This is a genomic window from Kitasatospora sp. NPDC085895, assembly GCF_040702125.1.
Taxonomy (GTDB): domain Bacteria; phylum Actinomycetota; class Actinomycetes; order Streptomycetales; family Streptomycetaceae; genus Kitasatospora; species Kitasatospora arboriphila.
On record NZ_JBFBJY010000021.1, the window covers coordinates 61,220 to 83,476 of the forward strand.

The 22,257-nt window shown below is 74.3% G+C and carries 20 protein-coding genes; 6 read left to right on the forward strand and 14 right to left on the reverse strand.

Annotated features, from left to right (window positions below; genetic code table 11):
• Positions 1 to 64: 64 nt before the first annotated feature.
• Both AB0442_RS16135 and AB0442_RS16140 read right to left on the reverse strand, forming a co-directional pair.
• Positions 65 to 1,135, reverse strand: a complete 1,071-nt coding sequence (locus AB0442_RS16135; protein WP_366163339.1) for a 2-oxoglutarate and iron-dependent oxygenase domain-containing protein — start codon at positions 1,133 to 1,135, stop codon at positions 65 to 67.
• A 286-nt stretch (positions 1,136 to 1,421) separates the two neighbouring features.
• Positions 1,422 to 3,017: an AMP-binding protein gene (locus AB0442_RS16140; RefSeq protein ID WP_366163340.1), complete on the reverse strand. Its 1,596-nt coding sequence runs from the start codon at positions 3,015 to 3,017 to the stop codon at positions 1,422 to 1,424.
• Between the two features lie 214 nt (positions 3,018 to 3,231).
• On the opposite strand from AB0442_RS16140, the gene AB0442_RS16145 reads away from it, so the two are divergent.
• On the forward strand, positions 3,232 to 5,538 hold the full coding sequence (locus tag AB0442_RS16145) for a transglycosylase domain-containing protein (protein WP_366163342.1): 2,307 nt from the start codon (positions 3,232 to 3,234) through the stop codon (positions 5,536 to 5,538).
• Here AB0442_RS16145 and AB0442_RS16150 read toward each other — a convergent pair.
• Complete coding sequence (locus AB0442_RS16150) at positions 5,532 to 6,119, reverse strand: DinB family protein (RefSeq protein WP_366163344.1); 588 nt, start codon at positions 6,117 to 6,119, stop codon at positions 5,532 to 5,534. The genes AB0442_RS16145 and AB0442_RS16150 overlap by 7 nt on opposite strands.
• 49 nt (positions 6,120 to 6,168) lie before the next feature.
• On the reverse strand, positions 6,169 to 7,077 hold the full coding sequence (locus AB0442_RS16155) for an oxygenase MpaB family protein (protein WP_366163392.1): 909 nt from the start codon (positions 7,075 to 7,077) through the stop codon (positions 6,169 to 6,171).
• Positions 7,078 to 7,320: 243 nt separating this feature from the next.
• Between AB0442_RS16155 and AB0442_RS16160 the strand changes: the two genes are divergently transcribed.
• On the forward strand, positions 7,321 to 8,385 hold the full coding sequence (locus tag AB0442_RS16160; protein ID WP_366163393.1) for a PP2C family protein-serine/threonine phosphatase: 1,065 nt from the start codon (positions 7,321 to 7,323) through the stop codon (positions 8,383 to 8,385).
• A 42-nt stretch (positions 8,386 to 8,427) separates the two neighbouring features.
• On the opposite strand, the gene AB0442_RS16165 is transcribed toward AB0442_RS16160, so the two are convergent.
• The 3 genes from AB0442_RS16165 to AB0442_RS16175 all read right to left on the reverse strand — a co-directional run bounded on the left by AB0442_RS16165 (position 8,428) and on the right by AB0442_RS16175 (position 10,649).
• Entirely contained in the window at positions 8,428 to 8,832 is a 405-nt protein-coding gene (locus tag AB0442_RS16165) for a VOC family protein (protein ID WP_366163346.1), read from the reverse strand.
• 274 nt (positions 8,833 to 9,106) lie between these two features.
• Positions 9,107 to 9,796 (reverse strand): aspartate/glutamate racemase family protein, encoded by a 690-nt coding sequence (locus tag AB0442_RS16170; protein ID WP_366163347.1) that lies wholly within the window; start codon positions 9,794 to 9,796, stop codon positions 9,107 to 9,109.
• 55 nt (positions 9,797 to 9,851) lie between these two features.
• Complete coding sequence (locus AB0442_RS16175; protein WP_366163348.1) at positions 9,852 to 10,649, reverse strand: YwqG family protein; 798 nt, start codon at positions 10,647 to 10,649, stop codon at positions 9,852 to 9,854.
• 70 nt (positions 10,650 to 10,719) lie between these two features.
• On the opposite strand from AB0442_RS16175, the gene AB0442_RS16180 reads away from it, so the two are divergent.
• Positions 10,720 to 11,301 (forward strand): GNAT family protein, encoded by a 582-nt coding sequence (locus AB0442_RS16180; protein WP_366163350.1) that lies wholly within the window; start codon positions 10,720 to 10,722, stop codon positions 11,299 to 11,301.
• A 4-nt stretch (positions 11,302 to 11,305) separates the two neighbouring features.
• On the opposite strand, the gene AB0442_RS16185 is transcribed toward AB0442_RS16180, so the two are convergent.
• On the reverse strand, positions 11,306 to 13,003 hold the full coding sequence (locus AB0442_RS16185) for a hypothetical protein (protein WP_366163351.1): 1,698 nt from the start codon (positions 13,001 to 13,003) through the stop codon (positions 11,306 to 11,308).
• A gap of 183 nt (positions 13,004 to 13,186) precedes the next feature.
• Positions 13,187 to 13,972, reverse strand: a complete 786-nt coding sequence (locus AB0442_RS16190) for a TIGR03084 family metal-binding protein (RefSeq protein WP_366163352.1) — start codon at positions 13,970 to 13,972, stop codon at positions 13,187 to 13,189.
• Positions 13,973 to 14,079: 107 nt separating this feature from the next.
• Here AB0442_RS16190 and AB0442_RS16195 point away from each other — a divergent pair, with 107 nt between their 5' ends.
• Positions 14,080 to 14,814: a LuxR C-terminal-related transcriptional regulator gene (locus AB0442_RS16195; RefSeq protein WP_366163353.1), complete on the forward strand. Its 735-nt coding sequence runs from the start codon at positions 14,080 to 14,082 to the stop codon at positions 14,812 to 14,814.
• A 21-nt stretch (positions 14,815 to 14,835) separates the two neighbouring features.
• Here the strand turns inward: AB0442_RS16195 and AB0442_RS16200 are convergent, their stop codons facing one another.
• The gene (locus tag AB0442_RS16200; protein ID WP_366163354.1) at positions 14,836 to 16,368 is read right to left on the reverse strand and encodes an AMP-binding protein; all 1,533 of its coding nucleotides are present in this window, start codon (positions 16,366 to 16,368) and stop codon (positions 14,836 to 14,838) included.
• A 197-nt stretch (positions 16,369 to 16,565) separates the two neighbouring features.
• Between AB0442_RS16200 and AB0442_RS16205 the strand changes: the two genes are divergently transcribed.
• The gene (locus AB0442_RS16205) at positions 16,566 to 17,210 is read left to right on the forward strand and encodes an NAD(P)H-binding protein (protein ID WP_366163355.1); all 645 of its coding nucleotides are present in this window, start codon (positions 16,566 to 16,568) and stop codon (positions 17,208 to 17,210) included.
• 28 nt (positions 17,211 to 17,238) lie between these two features.
• On the opposite strand, the gene AB0442_RS16210 is transcribed toward AB0442_RS16205, so the two are convergent.
• Positions 17,239 to 18,021: a class III extradiol ring-cleavage dioxygenase gene (locus AB0442_RS16210; protein WP_366163357.1), complete on the reverse strand. Its 783-nt coding sequence runs from the start codon at positions 18,019 to 18,021 to the stop codon at positions 17,239 to 17,241.
• Between the two features lie 104 nt (positions 18,022 to 18,125).
• Between AB0442_RS16210 and AB0442_RS16215 the strand changes: the two genes are divergently transcribed.
• On the forward strand, positions 18,126 to 18,590 hold the full coding sequence (locus AB0442_RS16215) for a MarR family transcriptional regulator (protein ID WP_366163359.1): 465 nt from the start codon (positions 18,126 to 18,128) through the stop codon (positions 18,588 to 18,590).
• A 507-nt stretch (positions 18,591 to 19,097) separates the two neighbouring features.
• Here the strand turns inward: AB0442_RS16215 and AB0442_RS16220 are convergent.
• From AB0442_RS16220 to AB0442_RS16230, 3 genes are all read right to left on the reverse strand, one after another.
• On the reverse strand, positions 19,098 to 19,520 hold the full coding sequence (locus tag AB0442_RS16220) for a TOBE domain-containing protein (protein WP_366163360.1): 423 nt from the start codon (positions 19,518 to 19,520) through the stop codon (positions 19,098 to 19,100).
• Positions 19,521 to 19,564: 44 nt separating this feature from the next.
• Positions 19,565 to 20,653: a sialidase family protein gene (locus tag AB0442_RS16225; protein WP_366163362.1), complete on the reverse strand. Its 1,089-nt coding sequence runs from the start codon at positions 20,651 to 20,653 to the stop codon at positions 19,565 to 19,567.
• A gap of 96 nt (positions 20,654 to 20,749) precedes the next feature.
• Positions 20,750 to 22,198: an NAD(P)/FAD-dependent oxidoreductase gene (locus tag AB0442_RS16230; RefSeq protein WP_366163363.1), complete on the reverse strand. Its 1,449-nt coding sequence runs from the start codon at positions 22,196 to 22,198 to the stop codon at positions 20,750 to 20,752.
• Between the last annotated feature and the right edge of the window lie 59 nt (positions 22,199 to 22,257).

Here is a 22,257-nt window from a genome sequence, read left to right on the forward strand (position 1 = left end):
TCGTCGCTGCGAACCTCCGGTGCCTCCGCCCGGGAACGGCCCCCGGGCCGCCCGGGCCGTGCCGTCAGGCGGCCGTGAGCGGCAGCAGGTCGGCGTGGTGGCGGCGGGTGACCTCGGGGTGCGCCCGCAGGTAGCCCTTCAGCTCGTTCCGGCCGAACTCGGCGAACAGCGGGTTCGCCGGGTCCTGGGTGGCACCGGGCGCGTGGTGGGCCTGCGGGAACTCGAGCGGCTCGATGTGCGCGTCCAGCCGCGGGTTGTAGAAGAACGGCACCGAGAACCGCTCGCGGGCACCGGGCGGGCTGACCACCCGGTGGCTGGTGGCCTTCAGGTAGCCGTCGGTGGCGACCTCCAGCAGCTCGCCGAGGTTGACCACGAAGGCGCCCTCCATCGGCGGCACCTCCAGGAAGGAGCCGTCGGAGCGCTCCACCTGCAGGCCGCCGACGGTGTCCTGCAGCAGCAGGGTGATGAAGCCGTAGTCCTTGTGCGAGCCGACGCCCTGCCCGGCGCCGTCCGGTGCCGTCCCGGGGTAGCGGACCAGCTTCAGCCGCAGGTGCGGGTGGCCGGCGAATGCGTCGTCGTAGAAGTCCGGCCGGGCACCGATCGCGGTGAGCAGTTCGTGCAGCAGCCTGCGGGCGACGCCGCCGAGCCGGTCGATCCAGTGCAGCGAGGCCTCGCGCAGCTCGGGCAGCGCGTCGGGCCACTGGTTGGGGCCCTCCAGCCACCAGTACGGCGGCTCGCCGGAGCCGGGCACGTGCGGGGGCAGTTCGGCGCCGATGTCGAGCTGGTCGCGCCAGTCCCGGCTGCCGCCGGTGCGCTCGTCACCGGTCCGGGTGTAGCCGCGGAAGTGCGGGGAGTTCAGGTTGCTCACGGCCAGCCGGTCGGCCTCGGGGAGGCCGAAGAAGGCGTGCATCGCGTCGGTGAGCGCGGCGGTCTCGGCCGGGGTCACGCCGTGGCCGACGAGCTGGAAGAAGCCGACGTCGGTGGCGGCGGAGCGGAGTGCCGCGTGGAGCCGCGCGCGGTCCTGGGCGCTGCCGTCGGCCAGCGAGAGGTCGATGACCGGGAGGTTCTCGGCGCGGTCGTCGGCGCGGTCGTCGAGGGGTCCGGTGGAACCGGTGGGACGGGACTGCTGGGTCATGGGTGACATCACCTGGGTGTCGAATGCCCCGGCGGGCCCGGCGGTCGCCGGGGACGCTGCCGCTGCCGCGCCGGGTGTGGCCGGTGCAGCGGGGCCGGGGAAGGGTGTGTGCCCGAAGGGCGGAGGACGAGCGGGATCAGCCGGAGCGTCGACAGGACATGCTCGTGACGCGGAGCAGGTCCACGTGGCGACGGCTGACGAGAAGGATCACGCCACCAGCGTAACGGACCGCGACCCGGTGGTGGCCGGGCCCTCCCCCGGCACTCCCGCCGCCCGGGGCGGGGGCTCACCCGGCGAGTGCGCGGGCCGCCCGTTCCCTCAGCTCGTTCTTTCTCACCTTGCCGCTGACCGTCATCGGGAAGCCCTCGACCACGTGCACGTGGCGGGGGGTCTTGTAGTGCGCGAGCCGGCCGCGGCAGAACTCGGCCACCTCCTCGGCCCCGAGCGTGCCGGCCGGGTCGCGCAGCACCACGAAGGCGCAGATCTCCTCGCCGTAGCGCTCGTCGGGCACGCCGACCACCTGGACGTCGGCGATCGCCGGGTGGGTGTGCAGGAACTCCTCGATCTCGCGCGGGTACACGTTCTCGCCGCCGCGGATGATCATGTCCTTGATCCGGCCGACGACCGCCAGGTAGCCGTCCTCGTGCATCACCGCGAGGTCGCCGGTGTGCATCCAGCCCTCGTCGTCGATCGCCTCGGCGGTGCGCTCCGGCTCGTTCCAGTACCCGATCATCACCGAGTAGCCGCGGGTGCACAGCTCGCCGGGCTCGCCGCGGCCGACCGTCCGCCCGGTCTCCGGCTCGACGACCTTCACCTCCAGGTGCGGCAGCACCCGGCCGACCGTGCCGGTGCGGTGCTCCAGGTCGTCGTCGCGGCGGGTCTGGGTGGAGACCGGCGAGGTCTCGGTCATCCCGTACGCGATGGCCACCTCGGCCATGTGCATCTCGGTCTGGACCCGCTTCATCACCTCCACCGGGCAGGGCGAGCCGGCCATGATGCCGGTGCGCAGCGAGGTGAGGTCGTGGGCCGCGAAGTCGGCGAGGCCCAGCTCGGCGATGAACATCGTCGGCACGCCGTACAGCGAGGTCGCCCGCTCGGCCTGGACCGCGTGCAGGGTGGCGGCCGGGTCGAAGCCCTGGCCGGGGATCACCACGCAGGCGCCGTGGCTGAGCGCCGCGAGGTTGCCCATCACCATGCCGAAGCAGTGGTAGAAGGGCACCGGCAGGCAGATCCGGTCCTGCTCGGTGTACCCGACCAGCTCGCCCACCCAGAAGCCGTTGTTGAGGATGTTGCGGTGCGAGAGGGTGGCGCCCTTCGGGAAGCCGGTGGTGCCCGAGGTGTACTGGATGTTGATCGGGTCGTCCGGCGCCAGGTCGGCGGGGAACCCCCCCTCCCCGTCGAGCTCCAGGAACTCCGGGTCGCCGATCCACAGCGTCTCCCGCAGGCCCGGGCACTCCTCGCGGACCTCGGCCACCATCGCCCGGTAGTCGCTGGTGCGGTACTCGGGCTGGGCGACCAGCAGGCCCACCCCGGACTGGTTCAGCGCGTACGCCAACTCGTGCGTCCGGTAGGCGGGGTTGATGTTCACCAGGATCGCGCCGAGCCGGGCGGTGGCGTACTGCACCAGCACCCACTCCGGGCAGTTGAGCGCCCAGATGCCGACCCGGTCGCCGCGGCCGACCCCGCGCGCCCGCAGGCCGCGGGCCACCCGGTCGACGTCCCGGCCGAGTTCGGCGTACGTCCAGCGGCGGCCGCTCGGCACGTCCACCAGCGCCTCGCGCTCCGGGTGGGCGGCGACCGCCCGGTCCAGGCACTGTCCGATCGTCTCGTCCAGCAGCGGCACGTCGGTGCGGCCGTGCGTGTGGGACGCCTGTGCGGTCACCGTTGACCTCCTGGGCCGGTCGCGGCCGGGGGACCGGCCGGGACCAAGGCTTGCCACCGGACGCCGCCGCGTCAAGGGCACCCGGCCCGGCGCGCCGCCGACCGCCCCGTGGGGGAGTAGCGGGGAGGACCGGCGAGCGCTGTCACGGAGTTGTGACGAAAGCGGGAAGAAAACCGGTTCGTGGCGGGGCGATGGTTCGCCTAGGGTCGATCCCATGGCGCGTCACAACTCCATCGGTTACCGCAAGAAGGTCCTTCTGGCTGCTCGTCTGGTCGGCGCGAGCGCCCTGGGCGGCGTCCTCGTCGCGGGCCTGGCCCTGCCCGCCGTGGGGGCCGCCGGGCTCGGCGCGCAGTCGGCGGTGGAGGACTTCGACAGCCTGCCGGACGACTTCAGGACGCCACCGCTCTCGCAGGCGTCCACCGTCTACGACGCGGCCGGCGGCACGATCGCCACCATCTACAGCCGGGACCGCACGGTCGTCGGCGCCGACGCCGTGTCGCCGCTGGTCAAGACCGCCCTGGTGGACATCGAGGACAGCCGCTACTACCAGCACGGCGCCGTCGACCTGAAGGGCGTGCTGCGCGCGCTCAACTCCAACGCCGCCTCCGGCACCACCGCGCAGGGCGCGTCCACCCTCACCCAGCAGTACGTCAAGAACGTCTTCGTCGACCAGGCGGGCGACGACGTGCAGAAGGTCCAGGAGGCGCAGCGGCAGACCCTGGACCGCAAGATCCGCGAGCTCAAGTACGCCATCAAGGTCGAGGAGACCCTGACCAAGGACCAGATCCTCGCCAACTACCTCAACATCACCTTCTTCGGCGAGAAGGCGTACGGCATAGAGACCGCCGCCCAGCGGTACTTCAGCGTGCACGCCAAGGACCTGTCGCTCCCTCAGGCCGCGCTGCTGGCCGGCCTGGTGCAGTCGCCGTCCGCCTACGACCCGATCGTCAACCCGGCCGCGGCCAAGACCCGGCGCGACACCGTGCTGCGCCGGATGGCCGAGCTCGGGCACATCACCGCGGCGCAGGCCGCGGAGGCGATCGCCACCCCGGTGGAGCTGAAGGTGACCCGGGCCCACCAGGGCTGCATCACCGCGGGGACGGGCGAGGGCTTCTTCTGCGACTACGTGCAGCGGGTGGTGCTCTCCGACCCGGCCTTCGGCAGGACCCCGGAGGAGCGGAAGGCGCTGTGGAAGCGCGGCGGCCTCCAGATCCGCACCACCCTCGACCCCAAGGCGCAGAAGGCGGTGCAGCAGGCCGTCACCGCGCACGCCGCGCCGTCCGACCGGCCGGCCGCGGTGATGTCGGTCGTCCAGCCGGGCACCGGCAAGGTGCTGGCGATGGCGCAGAGCCGCCCGTACGGGCTCGGCAAGGACCAGACCACGATCAACCTGAACGTGCCGAAGAAGATGGGCGGCGGCCTCGGCTTCCCGACCGGCTCCACCTTCAAGCCGATCGTGGCGGCGGCGGCGCTGGAGAACGGCGTCCCGGTCAGCCGCACCTACACCTCGGGCTACAGCATGCCGTGGCCGGCGATGCAGGACTGCTCGGGCGGCCGCTTCCCGGAGAGCGGCGAGGTGCACAACGACAGCCGCACCCTCGTCGGCAGCTTCGCCATGCCGGCCGCGATGAAGCAGTCGGTCAACACCTACTTCGCCAACCTGGAGGCCGAGACCGGCCTGTGCGAGGTGTCGAAGACGGCCGCCAAGCTGGGCATCACCCAGCAGGCCGGCGGCGAGAAGCTCAGCGTGGTGCCGTCGATGACCCTCGGCAGCAACGACCTGACGCCGCTGGAGATGGCGGGCGTGTACGCGGCGTTCGCCGCCCACGGCACCTACTGCGCGCCGACCGCGATCACCTCGGTGACCGGCCCGGACGGCAAGGCCCTCGCGGTGCCGAAGGCCTCCTGCACCGAGGCGCTGTCGCGGACCACCGCGGACACCGTCACGGCGATGCTCCGCGGCGTGGTCGAGGACGGCGGCACCGGCGCCACCGCCGGCCTGTCCGACCGGGAGACGGCCGGCAAGACCGGTACCACCAACGAGGGCCGGCAGGTCTGGTTCGTCGGCTACACCCCGGAGATGGCCGCCGCGACGGTCGTCAGCGACACCATGAACCCGGCCCCTCTGGAGGGCCAGCGGATGGGCGGCGAGCGGATCGACGCCGCCTTCGGCGGTGCGGTCGCCGGTCCGATCTGGCGCCAGGCCGTCGAGGACGCCCTGGACGGCGTCCCGGCCGGCGAGTTCACCGCGGTGCGGCTGCCGTCCGCCGCGGAGCCGTCCGGCTCCGAGCAGCAGACCCCGGGGACGGGCCGGCCGACCCGGGGCGGCGGGCAGCCGGCCACCGGGCAGCCGACCCAGGGCGGGCGGCCCACCCGGGGCGGCGACCAGACGGCCCCTGCCACGGGCCGGCCCGTCCCGGGCGGCAGCGGGCGTCCGACCCACGGCACCGGCGGGACCACCCCGGGTGCCGAGCAGCCCGGCCCGGGCGCGGGGCAGCCGAGCCCGAGCGGCGGTCAGTAACCGGTCGCGCCGTCGAGGCGCTCGCGCAGCAGGTCCGCGTGGCCGTCGTGGCGGGCGTACTCGGCGATCATGTGGACCAGGATGCGGCGCAGTGACACCGGCTGCCCGGTGGCCCGGTGCACGCCGGTGACGTCCAGCGAGGGGGCGGCGGCGACGATCTCCCGCGAGCGCTCGCACTGGGCCCGCCAGACGGCGAGCGCCTGCACCGGGTCGCCGTCGAGGGTCTCGAAGTCCTGGTCGGGGTCGTCGTCGGAGTAGTAGAGCATCTCCACCGGCAGCCCGGCGAACTGCAGGTGCAACCACCACCGCTCGACCCCGGCGAGGTGCCGCAGCAGCCCGTGCAGGGTCAGCCGGGACGGCGGCACCGCGTGCTCGGACAGCTGCGCGGCCGTCAACCCGGCGCACTTGAGGGCCAGCGTCTCGCGGTGGTGCTCCAGGTAGGCGGTGAGGATCTCCCGCTCGTCGCCGACCAGCGGGAGGGCGGGCCGGGCGCCGCCGTCGTCCCACGCCTGGGAGTAGTTCTGCGGCGGGATCTCGGGAACGGGGTTCGCCGTCGCGGGGTTCTCGGGATTCTCGGTCATCCCGCCAGCCTGGCACGGGCCGCCGACAGCGCCCGGGATCGGCGGTGCGTCAGGACGCCCCCGCGCCGAAGGGGCAGCCGCCGCCGGTCCTCCCGTCGGCGGGCCCGCCGGCCGGTGCCTCGAACGTGCCGAGCTCGCAGATGCGGTACCCCTCGGGGTAGCCGCGGACCTGCCGGCCGTCCCGGGCCAGGTGGGGCTCGCGGCGCGGCGGCAGCAGCCGGACCAGCCGGCCGCGCAGCCGCATCCCGCCGCGGACCACCGCGGTGAGGACGGCCGGCGGCCTCGGGTAGCCGAACGCCTCCCGCAGCGGGTCGTCCAGCAGGCAGATCGAGGAGCGCCGCATCTGGGCGCCGAGCGGGCGCGGGTACCAGCTCGCGGTGAGGTCCAGGGTCGCGTCGGAGACCGCCCGGCCGCCCTCGTCGAAGGCGAAGTTCGCCCGCTCGTAGGCGTCCAGCAGCCGCTCGAACTCCTCGTACGTCTCCGGGACGTCCCGCAGGCCCATGTGCCGGCCGAGCTCGCGGTAGTAGTTGACGGCGGCGCGGACCTCGTGCGCGGAGTACGGCCGCCAGCCGTAGTCGTCGAGCCAGCGCTTGGGCACCACCACGAAGGTGGCGAGGACGTAGACGAAGTCCTCGTTCGAGATCTCGTACCGCCGGTGCATCCCGTTCATCCGGCGGATCGCCTCACGGCCCTGCTCCGAGCCGAAGCCGTGCTCCAGCACGGCCTCCAGGATCAGCACGGTGTCGTCGTACCGCTTCTGGGCGCGCCCGGTGAACTCTCCCGTCCGGGCCAGCAGCCGGCCGATGGAGGGCACCGCGTAGGTGCGGTAGAGCGCGAAGCCGAGTGACTGGTTGGTGTCCCAGGGGAACTCGTACCAGCTGCTGATCCGGTAGATCTCCGCGTAGTCGGTCTCCGGATCGAGCTGCCGGATGCGGTCCAGCCAGTCGTGACGCTTCATCATGGACCTTCCGGCGGGCTGGTGCGGGAGCGGTCCCGACTGTAGGGGCTGTCCAAGATCACGGTCAACGGCGCCGGACGCCCTGCCGTCCGCCCGGTGGAGCGCCGTGCTGCCCGCCGGGCCGCGGGCCGTGTCGCGGAGGTGTGCGGACCGCCGCGGGTGCAGGGTGGAGGGGTGACGGTGCACGGACGGCGGCGCCCGGCTGCCCTGCGCGGGGCGTGGCAGCGAGCCCATGCGCTGGTGATGATCCCGCTGGGCTTCATCGTGCTGATCTCGGTGGTCGACCTCGCCTCCCCGACCGACGTGCACCTCGGCCCGCTGCTGGTGGTCGCCCCCGCGATCACCGCCTCCTTCGGCGGCCCCTGGCTCACCGGCCTGATCGGCGCCCTGGCGGTGACCGCGCAGCTGGTCATCGGGATCTTCCACGGCGGCCTGTTCACCACCAACCACGAGACCCAGATCATCGCGCTGATCCTGGTCTCCACGCTGATCGTGCTGTACTGCCGCGTCCGGGAGAGACGCGGGCGCGAACTCACCCGGGTGCGGTCCGTCTCCGAGACGGTGCAGCGGGTGCTGCTGCGGCCGCTGCCCGACCGGCTGGGGCCGCTGCGGCTCGCCGCCCTCTACCTGCCCGCCGAGGACGAGGCCCTGCTCGGCGGCGACCTGTACGCGGCCACCCGGGTGCCCGGCGCCACCCGGGTGCTGATCGGCGACGTCCGCGGCAAGGGCCTCACCGCGATCGAGGACGCCGCCCAGGTGCTCGGCGCCTTCCGCGAACTCGCCCACCACCACACCGGGCTGCCGGGCCTCGCCGCCGCCCTCGACGCCGGCTTCGCCCGCCACCTGGCCGAGACCGCCGGGAACGCCACCGGGAGCGCGGACGGGGACGACGCCGTCGAGCGCTTCGTCACCGTGCTGCTCGCCGACCTGCCCGACGACCCGGTGGAGCCGGTCCGGATCGCCAACTGCGGGCATCCGCCGCCCCTGTTGCTGGCCGAGGGCAAGGCCGTCCGCACCCTGGAAGCGGTCCATTCCGCCCCGCCGATCGGACTCGGCACCCTGCCCGGCGCGCACTACCGGCAGGAGGCCTACGACGTGCACTCCGGCGAGACCCTGCTGCTCTACACCGACGGCGTCACCGAGGCCCGCGACGGCGAACGCGCCTTCTACCCGCTCGCCGAACGCGCCGCGGACTGGGGCGGCGTCGAGCCGTCCGCGCTGGTCGACCGGCTCCGCCGCGACCTGCTGGCGCACGTCGGCGGGCGGCTGAAGGACGACGCCGCGGCGGTGGCCATCGAACGCGCCTGACCGGGCGGAGGCCCGGCAGCCGGAGACCGGGCAGGCGGAGGCTCAGGGGCGGGCCGGGCGCTCCTGGACGGCCCAGCCGTTGCCGTCCGGGTCGGCGAAGAACACGAAGGAGTTCCATTCCCCGCCCCTGCCCTCGGCCTTCACCCCGTCCTCGAAGTGCTGCACCGGGCTGACCTCGACGCCGCCCTCGACCAGGGCCGCCCTGGCCGCCTCGACGTCGTCCACCACCAGCTGCAGACCCTGCATCGAACCGGGCCGGGAGTCGCTGACCCCGGTGCCGATGATGATCGAGCAGGCCGAGCCCGGCGGGGTCAGCTGGACGATCCGGGCCTCCGCGCCGATCCGGGTGTCGGTGTCGACCACGAAACCGACCCGGTCGGCGTAGAAGTGCTTGGCCCGGTCCACGTCGGAGACCGGGACGACCACCACTTCGAGCTTCCAGTCCACGCTTCCCCGCCTCCGCTCGTCGCTCCCGCCTGCTGCGGCCCGGCCGCCGGCCCGCCTCCACCCACTGTGCTGGACGGGCCACTCGGCGTCCCGGCCGACACGCAGGGTCGCGGGCCGCGTGTTCCTGCAGCTCGGCCAGACGATTCGGACTCCAAGAGTGGCGAACAGATGTTCGATGCTGGGGGATCGCCGTTGCCGGCCCGTCGGGCCGCCACCAACCCGGTCGCCACCCGCTCCCGACCCGCTGCGGCTCGGCCTGTGACCCGGCCGGGGGTCAGGCCAGGGCCGCCGCCACGGCCGCTTCGGCGTGCAGCCGGGTGGTCGGGAAGACCGGCACCGGGCTGTCCGCGGGCCCGACCAGCAGCTCGATCTCGGTGCAGCCCAGCACCACGCCCTCGGCGCCGCGGGCCACCAGGCCGGCGATCACCTCGCGGTACGCGGCCCGGGACTCCTCGCGGACCACGCCGAGGCACAGCTCCTCGTAGATCACCCGGTGCACCTCGGCCCGCCCGGCGGCGTCCGGGACCAGCACCTCCAGGCCGTGTCCGGCGAGGCGGCCCCGGTAGAAGTCCTGCTCCATGGTGAAGGCGGTGCCGAGCAGGCCGATCCGGCGCAGCCCCGCGGCCCGGACGGCCCCGGCCGTGGTGTCGGCGAGGTGCAGCAGCGGCACGTCCACCGCCGCCTCGACCCGGTCGGCCACCTTGTGCATGGTGTTGGTGCAGATCAGCAGCAGGTCGGCGCCGGCCGCGGCCAGCGAGCGCGCGGCCCCGGCCAGGACCTCGCCCGCCTCGTCCCAGCGGCCGGCGGTCTGCAGCCGCTCGATCTCGGCGAAGTCGACCGAGTACAGCACGCACTTCGCCGAGTGCAGCCCGCCGAGCCGTTCCTTGGTGAGCTCGTTCAGCAGCCGGTAGTACTCGGCGGTCGACTCCCAGCTCATTCCGCCGATCAGTCCGATCGTCCTCATCGCGCCACTGTCGCACACCGCCCGGCCGGGCCCCGCCGGGGGTTCGGCCGGGGGTTCAGCAGCACCGGCCCTCGGCGCAGGCCCGGGTGAAGTCGCCGGCCGCGAGCGCCCCGGCGGGGATCGTGAAGTAGAGCGAGCCGGCGTCGCCCCAGCCCCAGTTCAGTTCGGCGTCACCGGCGAGCTGCAGCAGGTGGACGGCGGGCCCGTCGGCGTCCCGGACGGTCACCGGGGAGCCGTAGGAGGTGTCCGGCCAGCCGAAGGCGCGGTGGCGGTCGGCGGTGTTGCCGTTCAGGCCCTCCATGGTGTCGAGGAGCAGCGAGGGGGCGCCCCAGTGCGCGTCCCGGTCGAAGGGGAGGTCCTCGTCCTCGACGTCCCAGCAGTCCGGGAGCATGACGACCCCTTCGGCTCGGACGGGCACCGCGGGGTAGCGCGTCGCCGGTCCGGGCGCGTCCGTCTCCACGGCCCGCGCCGGGTCGGCGGGGAGCACCCGGTACATCGCGGGGGAGGAGGTGTCGAGCTTCGCGTACTGCTCGTACGGGACGTCCGGGTCGAGTTGGAAGAAGTTCAGCAGGCCGGGCCGGACGGGCAGGTGGCCGCCGAGCCAGGGGGCGAGCGCGTCGGTGTCGAGGACGGCGAGCAGGGAGAGCGGCATGCCGTCGTGGACGGGCCACGGGGTGCCGGGCTCCAGCAGGGCGGGGCCGCCGAGCCGGCAGCGGCCGGTGGCCGGGGTGCCGCCGGCAGGTCGCTCCAGCCGGAAGCCCCGGCGGGCCATCGCGGCGAACTGCCCGCCGGCCTCCTCGCCGAGCCGTTCGGTGCAGATCAGGTGCAGGGCGGCGTCGTCCTCGAACTCCATGCCCGTGATCGTCCCAGGGCCGGGGAAACCGGTTGGCAGGGGGTCGCTTCGGCGGGTACGACTGGTGGCCATGACCCTCACCGCGCCCGGTTTCGCCCCCGTCCCGCTCGACCTCGGGGACGTCCTCCTGCTGCCCTGGGGTGCCGGTCTGCTGCGGTACGCGCCGGGCGTCGCCCGGATCACCGCGGACGAGGAGGTCGCCCTGTGGAACCCGATCCGCGAGACCGACCCCGAGGCCTGGATCCTCGGCCACGCGGACGGCGGCAGCGGGGACGTGGCGGGCTTCGCCGTGCTGGACGCGGCCACCGCGGCCCTGCTCGGCACGGTCGGCCTGTACTGGCCGAACCGTGCCGACGGGCAGGCCGCCATCGGCTACCGGCTGCTGCCGGAGGCCCGCGGCCGCGGCGTGGCGACCCGGGGCACCGCGGCGGCCGCCCGCTGGGCGTTCGCCACCGCGGGTGCCCGCCGGATCGAGCTGTGCCACGCCGTCGGCAACACCGCCTCCTGCCGGGTCGCCGACCGCTGCGGCTTCCCGCTGGAGGGCACCCTGCGGGCCTCGCACCGCTACGGCGACGGCCGCCACCACGACGAGCACCTGCACGCCCGCCTCGCCGGCGACCCGGAGCCGGTGGCCCTCGGCGCGGCCCGCTGAGGGTTCACCCCCGGGCGGTCGGCATGCCGATCAGCACCGGTCCGCCGGCCGGGGCGCGGGTGCAGGCGTCGTGGCAGTCGGCGTCCAGGCTGCAGCAGAGCGAGCAGACGGTGCCCTCGTGGAACGGGCAGTGCGCGGTGTCCGGTACCTCGTACGCGGTCTCGCAGACCGTGCACACCCGGGTGTCGGTGGCATCCGCGTTGCCGGCGTCCGGGTTGGGCCGGGCCAGGTAGTAGCGGCCCCCGGTGGCCTTGGCGATCAGCGGGCTGAGCGCCATGGCCAGCACCAGGGCGATGAACGGGCTGAAGGCCTTGGCGTACGTGCCGAACCAGCCGAAGAACGCGGCGATCGAAACGGCGGCGGCCACGCACATCGCCCCGAAGCCGGCCGGGTTGACGGCGTACAGGTGGGCCCGCTTGAACTCGATGTGCTTCGGGCTCAGCCCCAGCGGCTTGTTGACCACCAGGTCGGCGGTGACGGCGCCGATCCAGGCGATCGCCACGTTGGAGTAGAAGCCGAGCAGGCTGCCCAGGGCGCTGAACATGTCGAGCTCCATCAGCAGCAGAGCGATGCCGCAGTTGAGGAAGATGTACCAGACCCGGCCGGGGTGGCGGTGCGTCAGCCGGGAGAAGAAGTTCGACCAGGACAGCGAACCGGAGTAGGCGTTGGTCGAGTTGATCTTGATCTGCGAGACGACGACGAACAGTCCGGCCAGCGGCAGCGCCGCCGCGCCCAGCCAGGGCCGCAGCGACTCCACGTACGGCGCGATGGGCTCCAGCGCCCTGGTCTCGCCGACCGCGTCCAGTGCGGCGAAAGCCAGCAGCGCGCCGCCGAGTTGCTTCAGCGCGCCGATCACCACCCAGCCCGGGCCGGCGGCCAGCACCGCGAGGTCCCAGCGGCGGGCGTTCTCCGGCGTGCGCCTCGGCATGAACCGCAGGTAGTCCGCCTGCTCGCCGATCTGGGCGATCAGCGACAGCGCCACGCCCGTGCCGAGCCCGAAGCCGAGCAGGGTGAACCCGGAGCCGACCCCGGCGGTGCCGCCGAAGTGCGTGAACCCGCTGAAGACACCGGGGGAGTGGAACGCCAGCACCACGAAGGGCGCGACCAGCCCGACGATCCACACCGGCTGCGTCCACGCCTGTATCCGGGCGATCCAGCTCATCCCCTTGAACACGATCGGGATCACGACCAGTGTGGTCAGCAGGTAGCCGACCGGCAGCGGGACGTGCAGCACCTCGTGGAGGGCCTGCGCCATGATCGAGCCCTCGAGGGCGAAGAAGATGAACGTGAAGCTCGCGTACACCAGCGAGGTCAGCGTCGAGCCCAGGTAGCCGAAGCCCGACCCGCGGGTCAGCAGATCCATGTCGACGCCGTTCGCCGCACACGCCCGGGCGATCGGGATGCCGGTCAGGAAGATCACCACGGCGGCCGTCAGGATCGCCGCCAGCGCATTGGTGAAGCCGTACGACATCACGATGCCCGCACCGATCGCGTAGTCCGCGAGGTAGGCGATGCCGCCGAGCGCGGTCGACGCCACCGCCGTCGGCGACCAGCGGCGGAAGGAGTGCGGCGCGTACCGCAGCGAGTAGTCCTCCAGGGACTCGTCCGCCGCGCTGCCGCGGTACGAGCGGCGCGGCCCGGTCTGCGGCCGCCCGCCGTCGTCGGGCCGGGTCGGGGTGTGCGGGCTGGTCGTGTCGGTCATGTCACCGCTCCCGTCTGTCCTCGGGTTGTGCGGCGAGGGTAGGGACGAGGGGTTAAGTGCACCGGCGCGCCGCGGTTTCACCGCCGTAACCGCATCCGGTCGGTGACGCACCGTCAACCGGACACGCCGACGGGCCGCACGGCGGGGCCTGCCGGCCGGCAGTCCGGCAGGCCCGCGGCGCGGTCAGCCCAGCGGTTCGCGGCCCTTGCCGGGCGGGCCGGCGAAGGCCTGCACGATCGGCAGCCAGGCCCGCGCCGTGTCCCCGACCGCGGTCAGCGCGAGGTCGTCGAGGTGCCGCCGCCGGGTGGCGAGCAGGCAGAAGTCCAGTGCGGGGCCGGTGATCCGGTCGGCCGCGTCCTCGGCACCCCACGTCCACGACTCGCCCGCCGGTCCGGTGAGTTCGACCCGCACCGGCACCTGTGGCGCGGGCAGGCCGTGCACCGAGAACGCGAACCCCATGGTCCGCACCCCCAGGTGCGCGATGTGCCGCAGCCGGGCGGTCGGCGGCCGGACGGCGCCCAGCGCGTCGGCCACGTCCTGCCCGTGCGCCCAGGTCTCCATCAGCCGGGCGGTGGCCATCGACGGCGCCTTCATCGGCGGCCCGAACCACGGCAGCCGGGTCTTCGGCGCGACGGCCGCCAACGCCGCCGCGAGCTCCGCCCGGCCGGCCCGCCAGCGGCCGAGCAGCACCTCCGGCGGTTCTCCGGCGCCCTCCGCCGCGCCGCGCTCCACCACGTCGAACCCCGCCTCGAAGGCCTGCTGCGCCTCGGCGGTGAACCGCTCCGGGTCGCTCGCCGCGAGCAGCGACCAGCGGTCCGTCCAGGCCAGGTGGGCCAGCTGGTGGGCGATCGTCCACCCCTCGGCGGGGGTGGCCTTCGCCAGTCCCGCGGCGTCCAGGTCCGCCACCAGGGCGTCCAGTGCGTCGCTCTCCGCCGCGAGGTCCGCGAGCAGCGCGGTGATGTCGGCCATCCGTCTCCCCTTCTCGTCCATTCCAGTGGTGGCCCCGTGGTGCGGGCAGGCCCCATCCTGCTGCCGCACGTCTCCCCTAACCAGGGGGCCCGTGTGAGAATCGCCCGGTGAGGAGCGCAGCCCCCGAACCCCCGGACACCCGCGCCGCCGAACTGGTCCGCTCCGCGGTGCTCGCGGACCTGGCCCGCCGGGTGGTCGCCGACTGCGGCGCGGACGTCGGCCTGGTCGGCGTGCCCGACGCCCGGGGCGCCCGGGACGCCGAGGGCGCCGAGGACGCCATGGTGCTGCGCCACTGGGCCGGCACCCGCGCCGACCTGCTGCACAACCTCCGGGTGCCGGCCGGCACCGGCCTCGGCGGCCGGGCCCTCGCCGAACGCGCGCCCGCCTGGGTGCCCGACTACCGGGCCGCGACCACCATCTCCCACCACTACGACGCGGCGGTCGGCGCCGACGACCTGTACGCGATGCTCGGCGTGCCCCTCGTCCACGACGGCGCGGTGCACGGCGTGGTGTACGCGGCGCTGCGCACCGTGGTGCCGTTCGGCGACGTGCGGATCGGCGCGGTCGCCGAGCTGGCCCGGACGGCCACCAGGGCGCTGGCCGGCGCCGCGGCCTGGGGCGGCCGGGCGGCCGGCCGCTGCGCGGAGGCGGGGCTCACCCCGCGCGAGCACGAGGTGCTGCGGTGGGCGGCGACCGGTCGGACGAACCCGGAGATCGCCGCCCGCCTCGGCCTCAGCAGCCACACCGTGACGGGCTACCTGAAGAGCGCGATGCACAAGCTCGGCGCCCGCAACCGGGTCGAACTGGCCGTCGCCGCCCGTGAGTGGGGCATCCTCGGCTGACCGGCATGAGGTGACGAACAGTCAGTTGACGTCGCGCTCCCGGCCGGACCAGTACGGCTCGCGCAGCCGGAACTTCTGCAGCTTGCCGGTGGCGGTGCGGGCCAGCGCGGTGCGGAACTCCACCGAGGTGGGCGACTTGTAGCCGGCCAGCCGCTGCTTGCAGTGCGCGATCAGCTCGGCCTCGTCGGCCTCGGCGCCCTCGCGGAGCACCACCAGCGCCTTGATGGTCTCGCCCCACTTCTCGTCGGGCACGCCGATCACCGCGACCTCCTCGACCGCCGGGTGCCCGTACAGGCAGTCCTCGACCTCGATCGAGGAGACGTTCTCGCCGCCGGTGATGATGACGTCCTTCTTGCGGTCGGAGATGGTGAGGTAGCCGTCGGTGAGGGTGCCGCCGTCCCCGGTGTGGAACCAGCCGTCCTGCAGCGCGGCCGCCGTCTCGTCGGGGCGCTCCCAGTAGCCGTCCAGCACGGTGTTGGAGCGGACGAGGACCTCGCCCTGCCCGTCCACCCGCACGGTGGTGCCGAGCGCGGGCGCACCGGCCTGCACCAGCTTCTCGGCGCGTTCGGCGGGCGGCAGGGCGTCCCACTCGGCGCGGGTGCGGTTCACGGTGACCGCGGGCGAGGTCTCGGTCAGTCCGTAGAGCTGCATGAACTCCCAGCCCAGTTCGGCCTCGACGCGCTGCACCACGGAGGTCGGCGGGGGAGCGCCGGCCACCACCATCCGCACCCGGTCCCGGCCGGGCACCGGCCCGTCCCAGGTCTCGGCGGCGGCGAGCACGGCGGCGACCACCGCGGGCGCGCCGCACAGGAAGGTCACCCCGTGCTGCTCGACGCGGCGCAGGATCTCGGTGCCGTCGACCTTGCGCAGCACCACGTGCTTGCCGCCGACGCCGGTGATCACGTAGGGCAGGCCCCAGCCGTTGGCGTGGAACATCGGCAGGGTGTGCAGGTAGACGTCCCGGTCGTTCGCCCCGAAGTGCAGGCCCATCAGCGTGGCGTTCAGCCACAGGTTGCGGTGGGTGAGCCGGACCCCCTTGGGGCGCGCGGTCGTTCCGCTGGTGTAGTTGATCGTCGCGGTGTCCGACTCGGCGACGGGGTGCCGCACCGGCTCGCGGTCGAAGGCGTACAGCTCCCGGTCGCTCTCCGTGCCGAGGACGAAGCGGTGCTCGACCGGCACCCCGGCCAGCGCGTCCGCCACCTCCGGGTCCATCAGCAGCACCGAGGCGCCGCTCTGCTCGACGATGTAGGCGACCTCCTCGGCCTTCAGCCGGAAGTTCACCGGCACCAGCACCCGGCCGAAGCCGCTCACACCGAAGAAGGAGGTCATCAGGCGGGCGGAGTTCTGCGAGACGAGGGCCACCCGCGCTCCGGGTCCGACCCCGAGCCGGTCGAGGCCGGCGGCCTGGGCGCGGGCCAGTTCGGCCATCCTGCGGTAGGTCACCTCGCCCCAGGACCCGGCCGGCTGCAGCGGCTCGTCGACGATCCCGATCCGGTCGCCGTACACCTGCTCGGCCCGGTCGAGGAAGTCCATCACGGAGAGTGGAGTCTGCATGGGGCCACTGTGCCCGCGGTCCCGGCGCCCGGACACCCCCGATCGGGGGTGTTACGCACAACGGCGTACCCCGTCGCCGGCCCGCCCCGGGCGGCCGCACCGCCGCGTGCGACGGCGCCGCGCGTCGCACCGCCGCGGCGGACGGACCGGACCCATGCTGGGGGTGACACGCTGCCGGACGGAGAGGCGGGCACAGCATGGCGAGGATCGCGGTCTTCGGCGCCAACGGGTCGATCGGCCGGTGCCTCGTCACCGAGGCGCTCGCGCGGGGGCATCGGGTCACCGCGGCCGTCCGCGACCCGGCCCGCTACCAGGGGCTGACCCCGGAGGTCGCCCGCGGCGACGTGCTCGCCGCCGAGGACGTCACCCGGGTCGCCGAGGGGCAGGACGTGCTGGTCAGCGCGGTCGGCGGCGGGGACGGCCCGGGTGCGCGGCGGCTGATCGAACCGGCCGCCCGGGCCCTGGTCGGGGGTCTGCGGGCGCTCGGCTCGGCTGCTCCGCGGCTGATCGTCGTCGGCGGCGCCGGCAGCCTGGAGACCGCACCCGGCGTCTGCGTCTGGGACACTCCGGGGCTGAGCGCCGACGTGCGGCAGATGATGCACGCGCACGGCGAGGCGCTCGCCTACCTGCGCACCGTCGTCGATCTGCAGTGGACGGTGCTGAGCCCGCCTGCCGACCTCCTCCCGGGCGAACGCACCGGGCACTACCGCACCGACGCCGACCGCCTGGTGATCGACGCCGAGGGCCGCAGCGCCATCAGCATCCCCGACTTCGCCGTCGCCCTGGTCGACGAGATCGAGCAGCCCCGGCACGTCGGCGAGCGCTTCACCTGCGCCCACTGACGGCCGCTGCCGAAGGCCGCTGGACGGTTCAGCCGATCTGCACCGAGCGCTTGGCCAGGCCCATCCAGAATCCGTCGATCACGCTGCGCTGGGTGCCGAGCTCCGCCTCGCCCGCGCCCAGGGTGACGAAGAGCGGTGCGAAGTGCTCGGTGCGCGGATGGGCGAAGCGGCCGGCCGGCGCCTTGTGCTCGAAGTCGAGCAGCGCGTCCACGTCCTTCGCCTCCAAGGCGCGGCGGCCCCAGTCGTCGAACTCGGCCATCACCGAGGAGACCCGGCCGTCGGTGCTGAGCGCCCGCAGGTTGTGGGTGAAGAAGCCGCTGCCCACGATCAGCACGCCCTCGTCGCGCAGCGGGGCGAGCCTGCGGCCGATCTCCATCAGCCGCTGCGGGTCGAGGGTGGGCAGCGACACCTGCAGCACCGGGACGTCCGCGTCCGGGAACATCTCCACCAGCGGCACGTACGCGCCGTGGTCGAGGCCGCGGTCCGGGATGTCCTGCACCGGCATGCCGGCGGTGCGCAGCAGCTTGCGCACGCCGTCCGCGAGGGCGGGCGCGCCGGGCGCCGCGTACTGCACCCGGTAGTAGTGCTCGGGGAAGCCCCAGAAGTCGTAGACCAGCGGGACGGCGGTGGTGGCGCCCAGCGCGAGCGGGGCCTCCTCCCAGTGCGCGGAGACCATGAGGATCGCGGTGGGCCTGGGCAGGTCGGCGGACCACGCGGCGAGCTGACCGGGCCAGACCGGGTCGTCGGCGAGCGGCGGCGCGCCGTGCGAGAGGTAGAGGGTGGGCATGCGCCCGGGGGCTGCGGTGCTCATGGTGGTCGTCCTCCGTGGCCTGTCACCAGTGGTTCAAATTTTAACCACCTGGTGTCGACGGTACACCCTCATTCAAATTTGAACAACCACGGTACGATCGACCCATGGACGAACCCCGTTGGCTGAACGAGAACGAGATGGCCGCCTGGCGCGGCTTCGTCGCCGCCACCAACCTCGTCGCCCGTCACCTCGAACGCCAGCTCAAGGAGGACGCCGGCCTCTCCCACACCCAGTACGAGATCCTCGTCCAGCTCTCCGCCGCCCCCGACGGCTCGCTGCGGATGACCGACCTCGCCGACCGCCTCCTCACCTCCAAGAGCGGCCTCACCTACCAGGTCGGCCAACTCGAACGCAGCGGCCTGGTCTCCCGGCGCTCCTGCCCCAGCGACGTCCGCGGCGTCTTCGCCGAGATCACCGACCGGGGCTGGGAGGCGCTGCGCGCCGCCGCCCCCGGCCACGTCGCCGCCGTCCGCGAGGCGCTCATCGACGTCCTCACCCCCGCCCAGCTCACCGGCCTCGCCGACAGCCTCGGCACCGTCGCCGCCCGGCTGCGCCCCCGCACCGACTGACGCGGCCCCGGCCGTCCCGGCGGCCCGGGGGCGGGCGGCCGGGGCCCGGTCCGGACCGCCCGCGGGCGCGCAGAGGAGGGCGGCGCGGAGGTCGAGGCGGTCCTGCGGCCGGTGGGGGAACGCGGCCCGGACCTCCGGCGGGGTGCCGAGCAGCAGCGCCGCCAGCGAATCGGTCTCCGCACTGCCGGCCACCGCGCCGGCCGGGGCGGACTCCAGCGCGTACGCGGCCTGCACCAGTGCCCCGCGCAGCGCGTCCGCACCGCCACCGGCGCCGCCGGTCCGGCGCCCGCCCGCAGGGTCCGCCGTCCGGTCAGCCGGGACTGCAACCGTGGCAGCGCGGCCCGCAGCGCGCGGATGGTCTCGGCCGGTGCGGCGGCGGTGAGCGCGCAGGCACCGCCCCGGCGGTCCGCAACTGATCGTCCCGGCGGACGTCTGCGGCGCCCGCTACGTCAGCGGCACCACCGAAGTCTGGCTCGGCGAACCCGTCCACCAGGGGGGCGATGCCAGTCAGGCGGCGTCGAGGGAGACCTCGGTCGACTTGATCAGGGCGATCACCGGGGTGCCGGCGGTCAGTCGCAGTTCGTCGGCGGCGTCCGCGGTGATCGCGGCGGTCAGCTCCACGCCCCCCTCGACCGCGATCCGCACGCTCGCCATGGCCGGGCCCGCCGTGACCTCGGAGACCGTGCCGGGCAGCCGGTTGCGGATGCTGAGTCCGCTGACCGGTCCGGTGGCCAGTGCCACCTCGGTTGCCTTCACCAGGGCGTTCACCTGGCTGCCGGTCTCCAGGCCGAGTTCGCGGACGGCCTCGGCGGTGACGGCCGCGGTGAGTTCGCGGCCGCCGGAGACGGCGACCCGGACGGTGGCCATCACCGCGCCGGTGGTGATGCCGGCGACGGTGCCGGGGATGCGGTTGCGGATGCTCAGGCTCATGGACGGGGCTTCCTCGGCGGTCGGGAGTCGTGGGCGGAGGGATGTCAGCCGAGGGCCGCGGCGCGGACGCAGAGCACGTCCGGCAGGTGGGAGGCGAGCAGCGACCAGTGGTCGCCCTCGTCCGCGCTGCCGTAGACCTCGCCGTTGCGGTTGCCGAAGTACACTCCGGCGGGGTCGGCGTCGTCGGTGCACAGGGCGTCGCGCAGCACCACGCCGTAGTGGGGTTCGTCCGGGAGGCCGTCCGAGAGCGGCTGCCAGGTCCCGCCGGCGTCGCGGGTGCGGAAGACCCGGCAGCGGTTGTCCACGGGCAGCCGGGAGTAGTCGGCGTTGAGCGGGAAGAGGTAGGCGGTGCCGGCGGTGCGCGGGTGCGTGGCCAGGCCGAAGCCGAACACCGCGGGCAGGCCGCCCCCGATGTCCGTCCAGCTGCCGCCGTCGTCCTCGCTGCGGTAGACGCCGCCGTGGTTCTGCAGGTAGAGCCGGCCGGGTTCGCCGGCGTCCCGGGCGACCTTGTGCACGCACTGCCCGTACTCCGGGTAGTGGTCGGGCAGGAACTCGGCGCGGATGCCGGTGTTGGACGGGGACCAACTGGCCCCGCCGTCCTTCGTCCGGTAGACGCCGCCGGTGGAGACGGCGACGGTGACGGCCCGGGCGTCGCGCGGGTCGGTGAGCACGGTGTGCATGCCCTGGCCGCCGAAGCCGGCGTTCCATTCGGTGCGCTGCGGGTGGTCCCAGAGCGCGCGGACGAGTTCGAAGGTCTCGCCGCGGTCGGTGGAGCGGAACAGCGCGGCGGGCTGCGTCCCGGCGTACACGACGTCGGGCGCCTCCTCGCCGGCCGGCTGCAACTGCCAGACCCGTTCCAGTGAGGTGCCGGTGTCCTCGGGGAAGCGCACGGCGGGCCGGGTCGGCTCCTGCCAGGTCGCGCCGAGGTCGTCGGACCACCAGACGGACGGGCCCCAGTGGCTGGAGTCGGCGCCCGCCAGCAGCCGCACCCGGCCGCCGCGGCGGTCGACGGAGACCGAGTAGACGGCGTTCATCGGGAAGTGGGGCCCGCTGAACTCCCACTTCTCGCGGTCGGAACTGCGGCCCAGGAAAAGGCCCTTCTGCGTTCCGACGGCCAACAGCACCTCGGTCATGCGCACCACCCGGTGAACGATCGCTGCCCCCGCGCCAGTCTCCTCCGGGCCCGGCACCGGCGCACGTCACCGCGCCGGTGCCGGTGCCCGTCCCGGCTACTCGCCGTCGCGCCAGGACTCCAGCAGCCGCAGCCAGACCTCGCTCACCGTCGGATAGGAGGGCACCGCGTGCCAGAGCCGGGCGACCGGCACCTCGCCGACCACCGCGACCGTTGCTGCGTGCAGCAGTTCGGCGACGCCCGGCCCGACGAAGGTCGCGCCGACCAGCACCTCCCGGTCGAGGTCGACCACGATCCGGGCCCGGCCGGTGTACCCGTCGGCGTACAGCTTGGCGCCGGCCACCGCACCGAGGTCGTGGTCGACGGCCCGGACCCGCAGCCCGGCCTCCTCGGCCGCGGCCAGGCTCAGCCCGACGGACGCGGCCTCCGGCTCGGTGAACACCACCTGCGGCGCCCCGGCGGTGTCGGCGGTCGCGCTGTGCGCACCCCAGCGGCCGCCGTCGATCCGCTCGCCGCGGGCCCTGGCCGCGATCGCCGCCCCGGCGATCCGCGCCTGGTACTTGCCCTGGTGGGTCAGCAGTGCCCGGTGGTTGAGGTCGCCCGCTGCGTACAGCCAGCCGCCGGGCACCCCGGTCACCGTGCAGCTGTCGTCCACCTCGGGCCACGAGCCGGGCGTCAGACCGACGCTCTCCAGGCCCAGTTCGGCGGTGTTCGGCCGACGGCCGGTGGCGAACAGCACCTCGTCCGCCGTCACGGTGGAGCCGTCCGCGAGGTCGATCCGGACCTCGCCGTCCCGGTGCACCCCGGTGACCTCGGCCTGCCGGACTTCGACGCCCGCGGCGGACAGCCCGTCCGCGACCAGCTCCCCGGCGAACGGCTCCATCCGGCCGAGCAGCGGCCCGCGGGCCAGCAGCACGACCTCGCTGCCCAGGGACCGCCAGGCGGCGGCCATCTCGACCGCGACCACCCCGCCGCCGACCACCGCGAGCCGCGGCGGCACCTGCTGGGCCGAGGTCGCCTCCCTGCTGGTCCACGGCCGGGCCTCGGCGAGCCCCGGCAGGTCGGGCAGCGCGGGCAGGCTGCCGGTGCACAGCGCGACCGCGTGGCGGGCCGTCAGCACCCGCCCGCCGTCGACCTGCACCGTCCGCTCGCCGATCAGCCGGCCGTGGCCGCGGACGAGGTCGATGCCGACCCCGTCCAGCCAGGCCACCTGGTCCTCGTCCTTCCAGTGGTCGGCGAAGGAGTCCCGGCGGGCCAGCACCGCCGCGGCGTCCAGCCCCGCGCCGACCGACACCCCGGCGACCGCCCAGGCGTGCGCGGCCGCCGCGCCCGGGCGCAGCAGCGCCTTGCTGGGCATGCACGCGTAGTACGAGCACTCGCCGCCGACCAGGCCGCCCTCCACCACGACCGTCCGCAGCCCGGCCGCAGCCGTCCGGTCGGCCACGTTCTCGCCGGTGGAGCCTCCGCCGACCACCACCACGTCGTACTCGTCCGCCGTCGTCACCCGTACCCCTCGCTCTCGCCGCTGCCGTCGGTCCCGGCCCATCCTGCCCCCTGCCGACCGCCCGGGCCGGGACCAACGCGACCGCGGACCGCTCGCAGCGG

Excerpts from the sequence above, each read along its gene's own strand:
- AB0442_RS16135 (WP_366163339.1), bottom strand. The coding sequence starts at position 1,135 with ATGACCCAGCAGTCCCGTCCCACCGGTTCCACCGGACCCCTCGACGAC.
- AB0442_RS16145 (WP_366163342.1), top strand. The coding sequence starts at position 3,232 with ATGGCGCGTCACAACTCCATCGGTTACCGCAAGAAGGTCCTTCTGGCT.
- AB0442_RS16150 (WP_366163344.1), bottom strand. The coding sequence starts at position 6,119 with ATGACCGAGAATCCCGAGAACCCCGCGACGGCGAACCCCGTTCCCGAG.
- AB0442_RS16155 (WP_366163392.1), bottom strand. The coding sequence starts at position 7,077 with ATGAAGCGTCACGACTGGCTGGACCGCATCCGGCAGCTCGATCCGGAG.
- AB0442_RS16160 (WP_366163393.1), top strand. The coding sequence starts at position 7,321 with ATGATCCCGCTGGGCTTCATCGTGCTGATCTCGGTGGTCGACCTCGCC.
- AB0442_RS16170 (WP_366163347.1), bottom strand. The coding sequence starts at position 9,796 with ATGAGGACGATCGGACTGATCGGCGGAATGAGCTGGGAGTCGACCGCC.
- AB0442_RS16175 (WP_366163348.1), bottom strand. The coding sequence starts at position 10,649 with ATGGAGTTCGAGGACGACGCCGCCCTGCACCTGATCTGCACCGAACGG.
- AB0442_RS16180 (WP_366163350.1), top strand. The coding sequence starts at position 10,720 with ATGACCCTCACCGCGCCCGGTTTCGCCCCCGTCCCGCTCGACCTCGGG.
- AB0442_RS16185 (WP_366163351.1), bottom strand. The coding sequence starts at position 13,003 with ATGACCGACACGACCAGCCCGCACACCCCGACCCGGCCCGACGACGGC.
- AB0442_RS16190 (WP_366163352.1), bottom strand. The coding sequence starts at position 13,972 with ATGGCCGACATCACCGCGCTGCTCGCGGACCTCGCGGCGGAGAGCGAC.
- AB0442_RS16200 (WP_366163354.1), bottom strand. The coding sequence starts at position 16,368 with ATGCAGACTCCACTCTCCGTGATGGACTTCCTCGACCGGGCCGAGCAG.
- AB0442_RS16205 (WP_366163355.1), top strand. The coding sequence starts at position 16,566 with ATGGCGAGGATCGCGGTCTTCGGCGCCAACGGGTCGATCGGCCGGTGC.
- AB0442_RS16210 (WP_366163357.1), bottom strand. The coding sequence starts at position 18,021 with ATGAGCACCGCAGCCCCCGGGCGCATGCCCACCCTCTACCTCTCGCAC.
- AB0442_RS16215 (WP_366163359.1), top strand. The coding sequence starts at position 18,126 with ATGGACGAACCCCGTTGGCTGAACGAGAACGAGATGGCCGCCTGGCGC.
- AB0442_RS16220 (WP_366163360.1), bottom strand. The coding sequence starts at position 19,520 with ATGAGCCTGAGCATCCGCAACCGCATCCCCGGCACCGTCGCCGGCATC.
- AB0442_RS16225 (WP_366163362.1), bottom strand. The coding sequence starts at position 20,653 with ATGACCGAGGTGCTGTTGGCCGTCGGAACGCAGAAGGGCCTTTTCCTG.
- AB0442_RS16230 (WP_366163363.1), bottom strand. The coding sequence starts at position 22,198 with ATGGGCCGGGACCGACGGCAGCGGCGAGAGCGAGGGGTACGGGTGACG.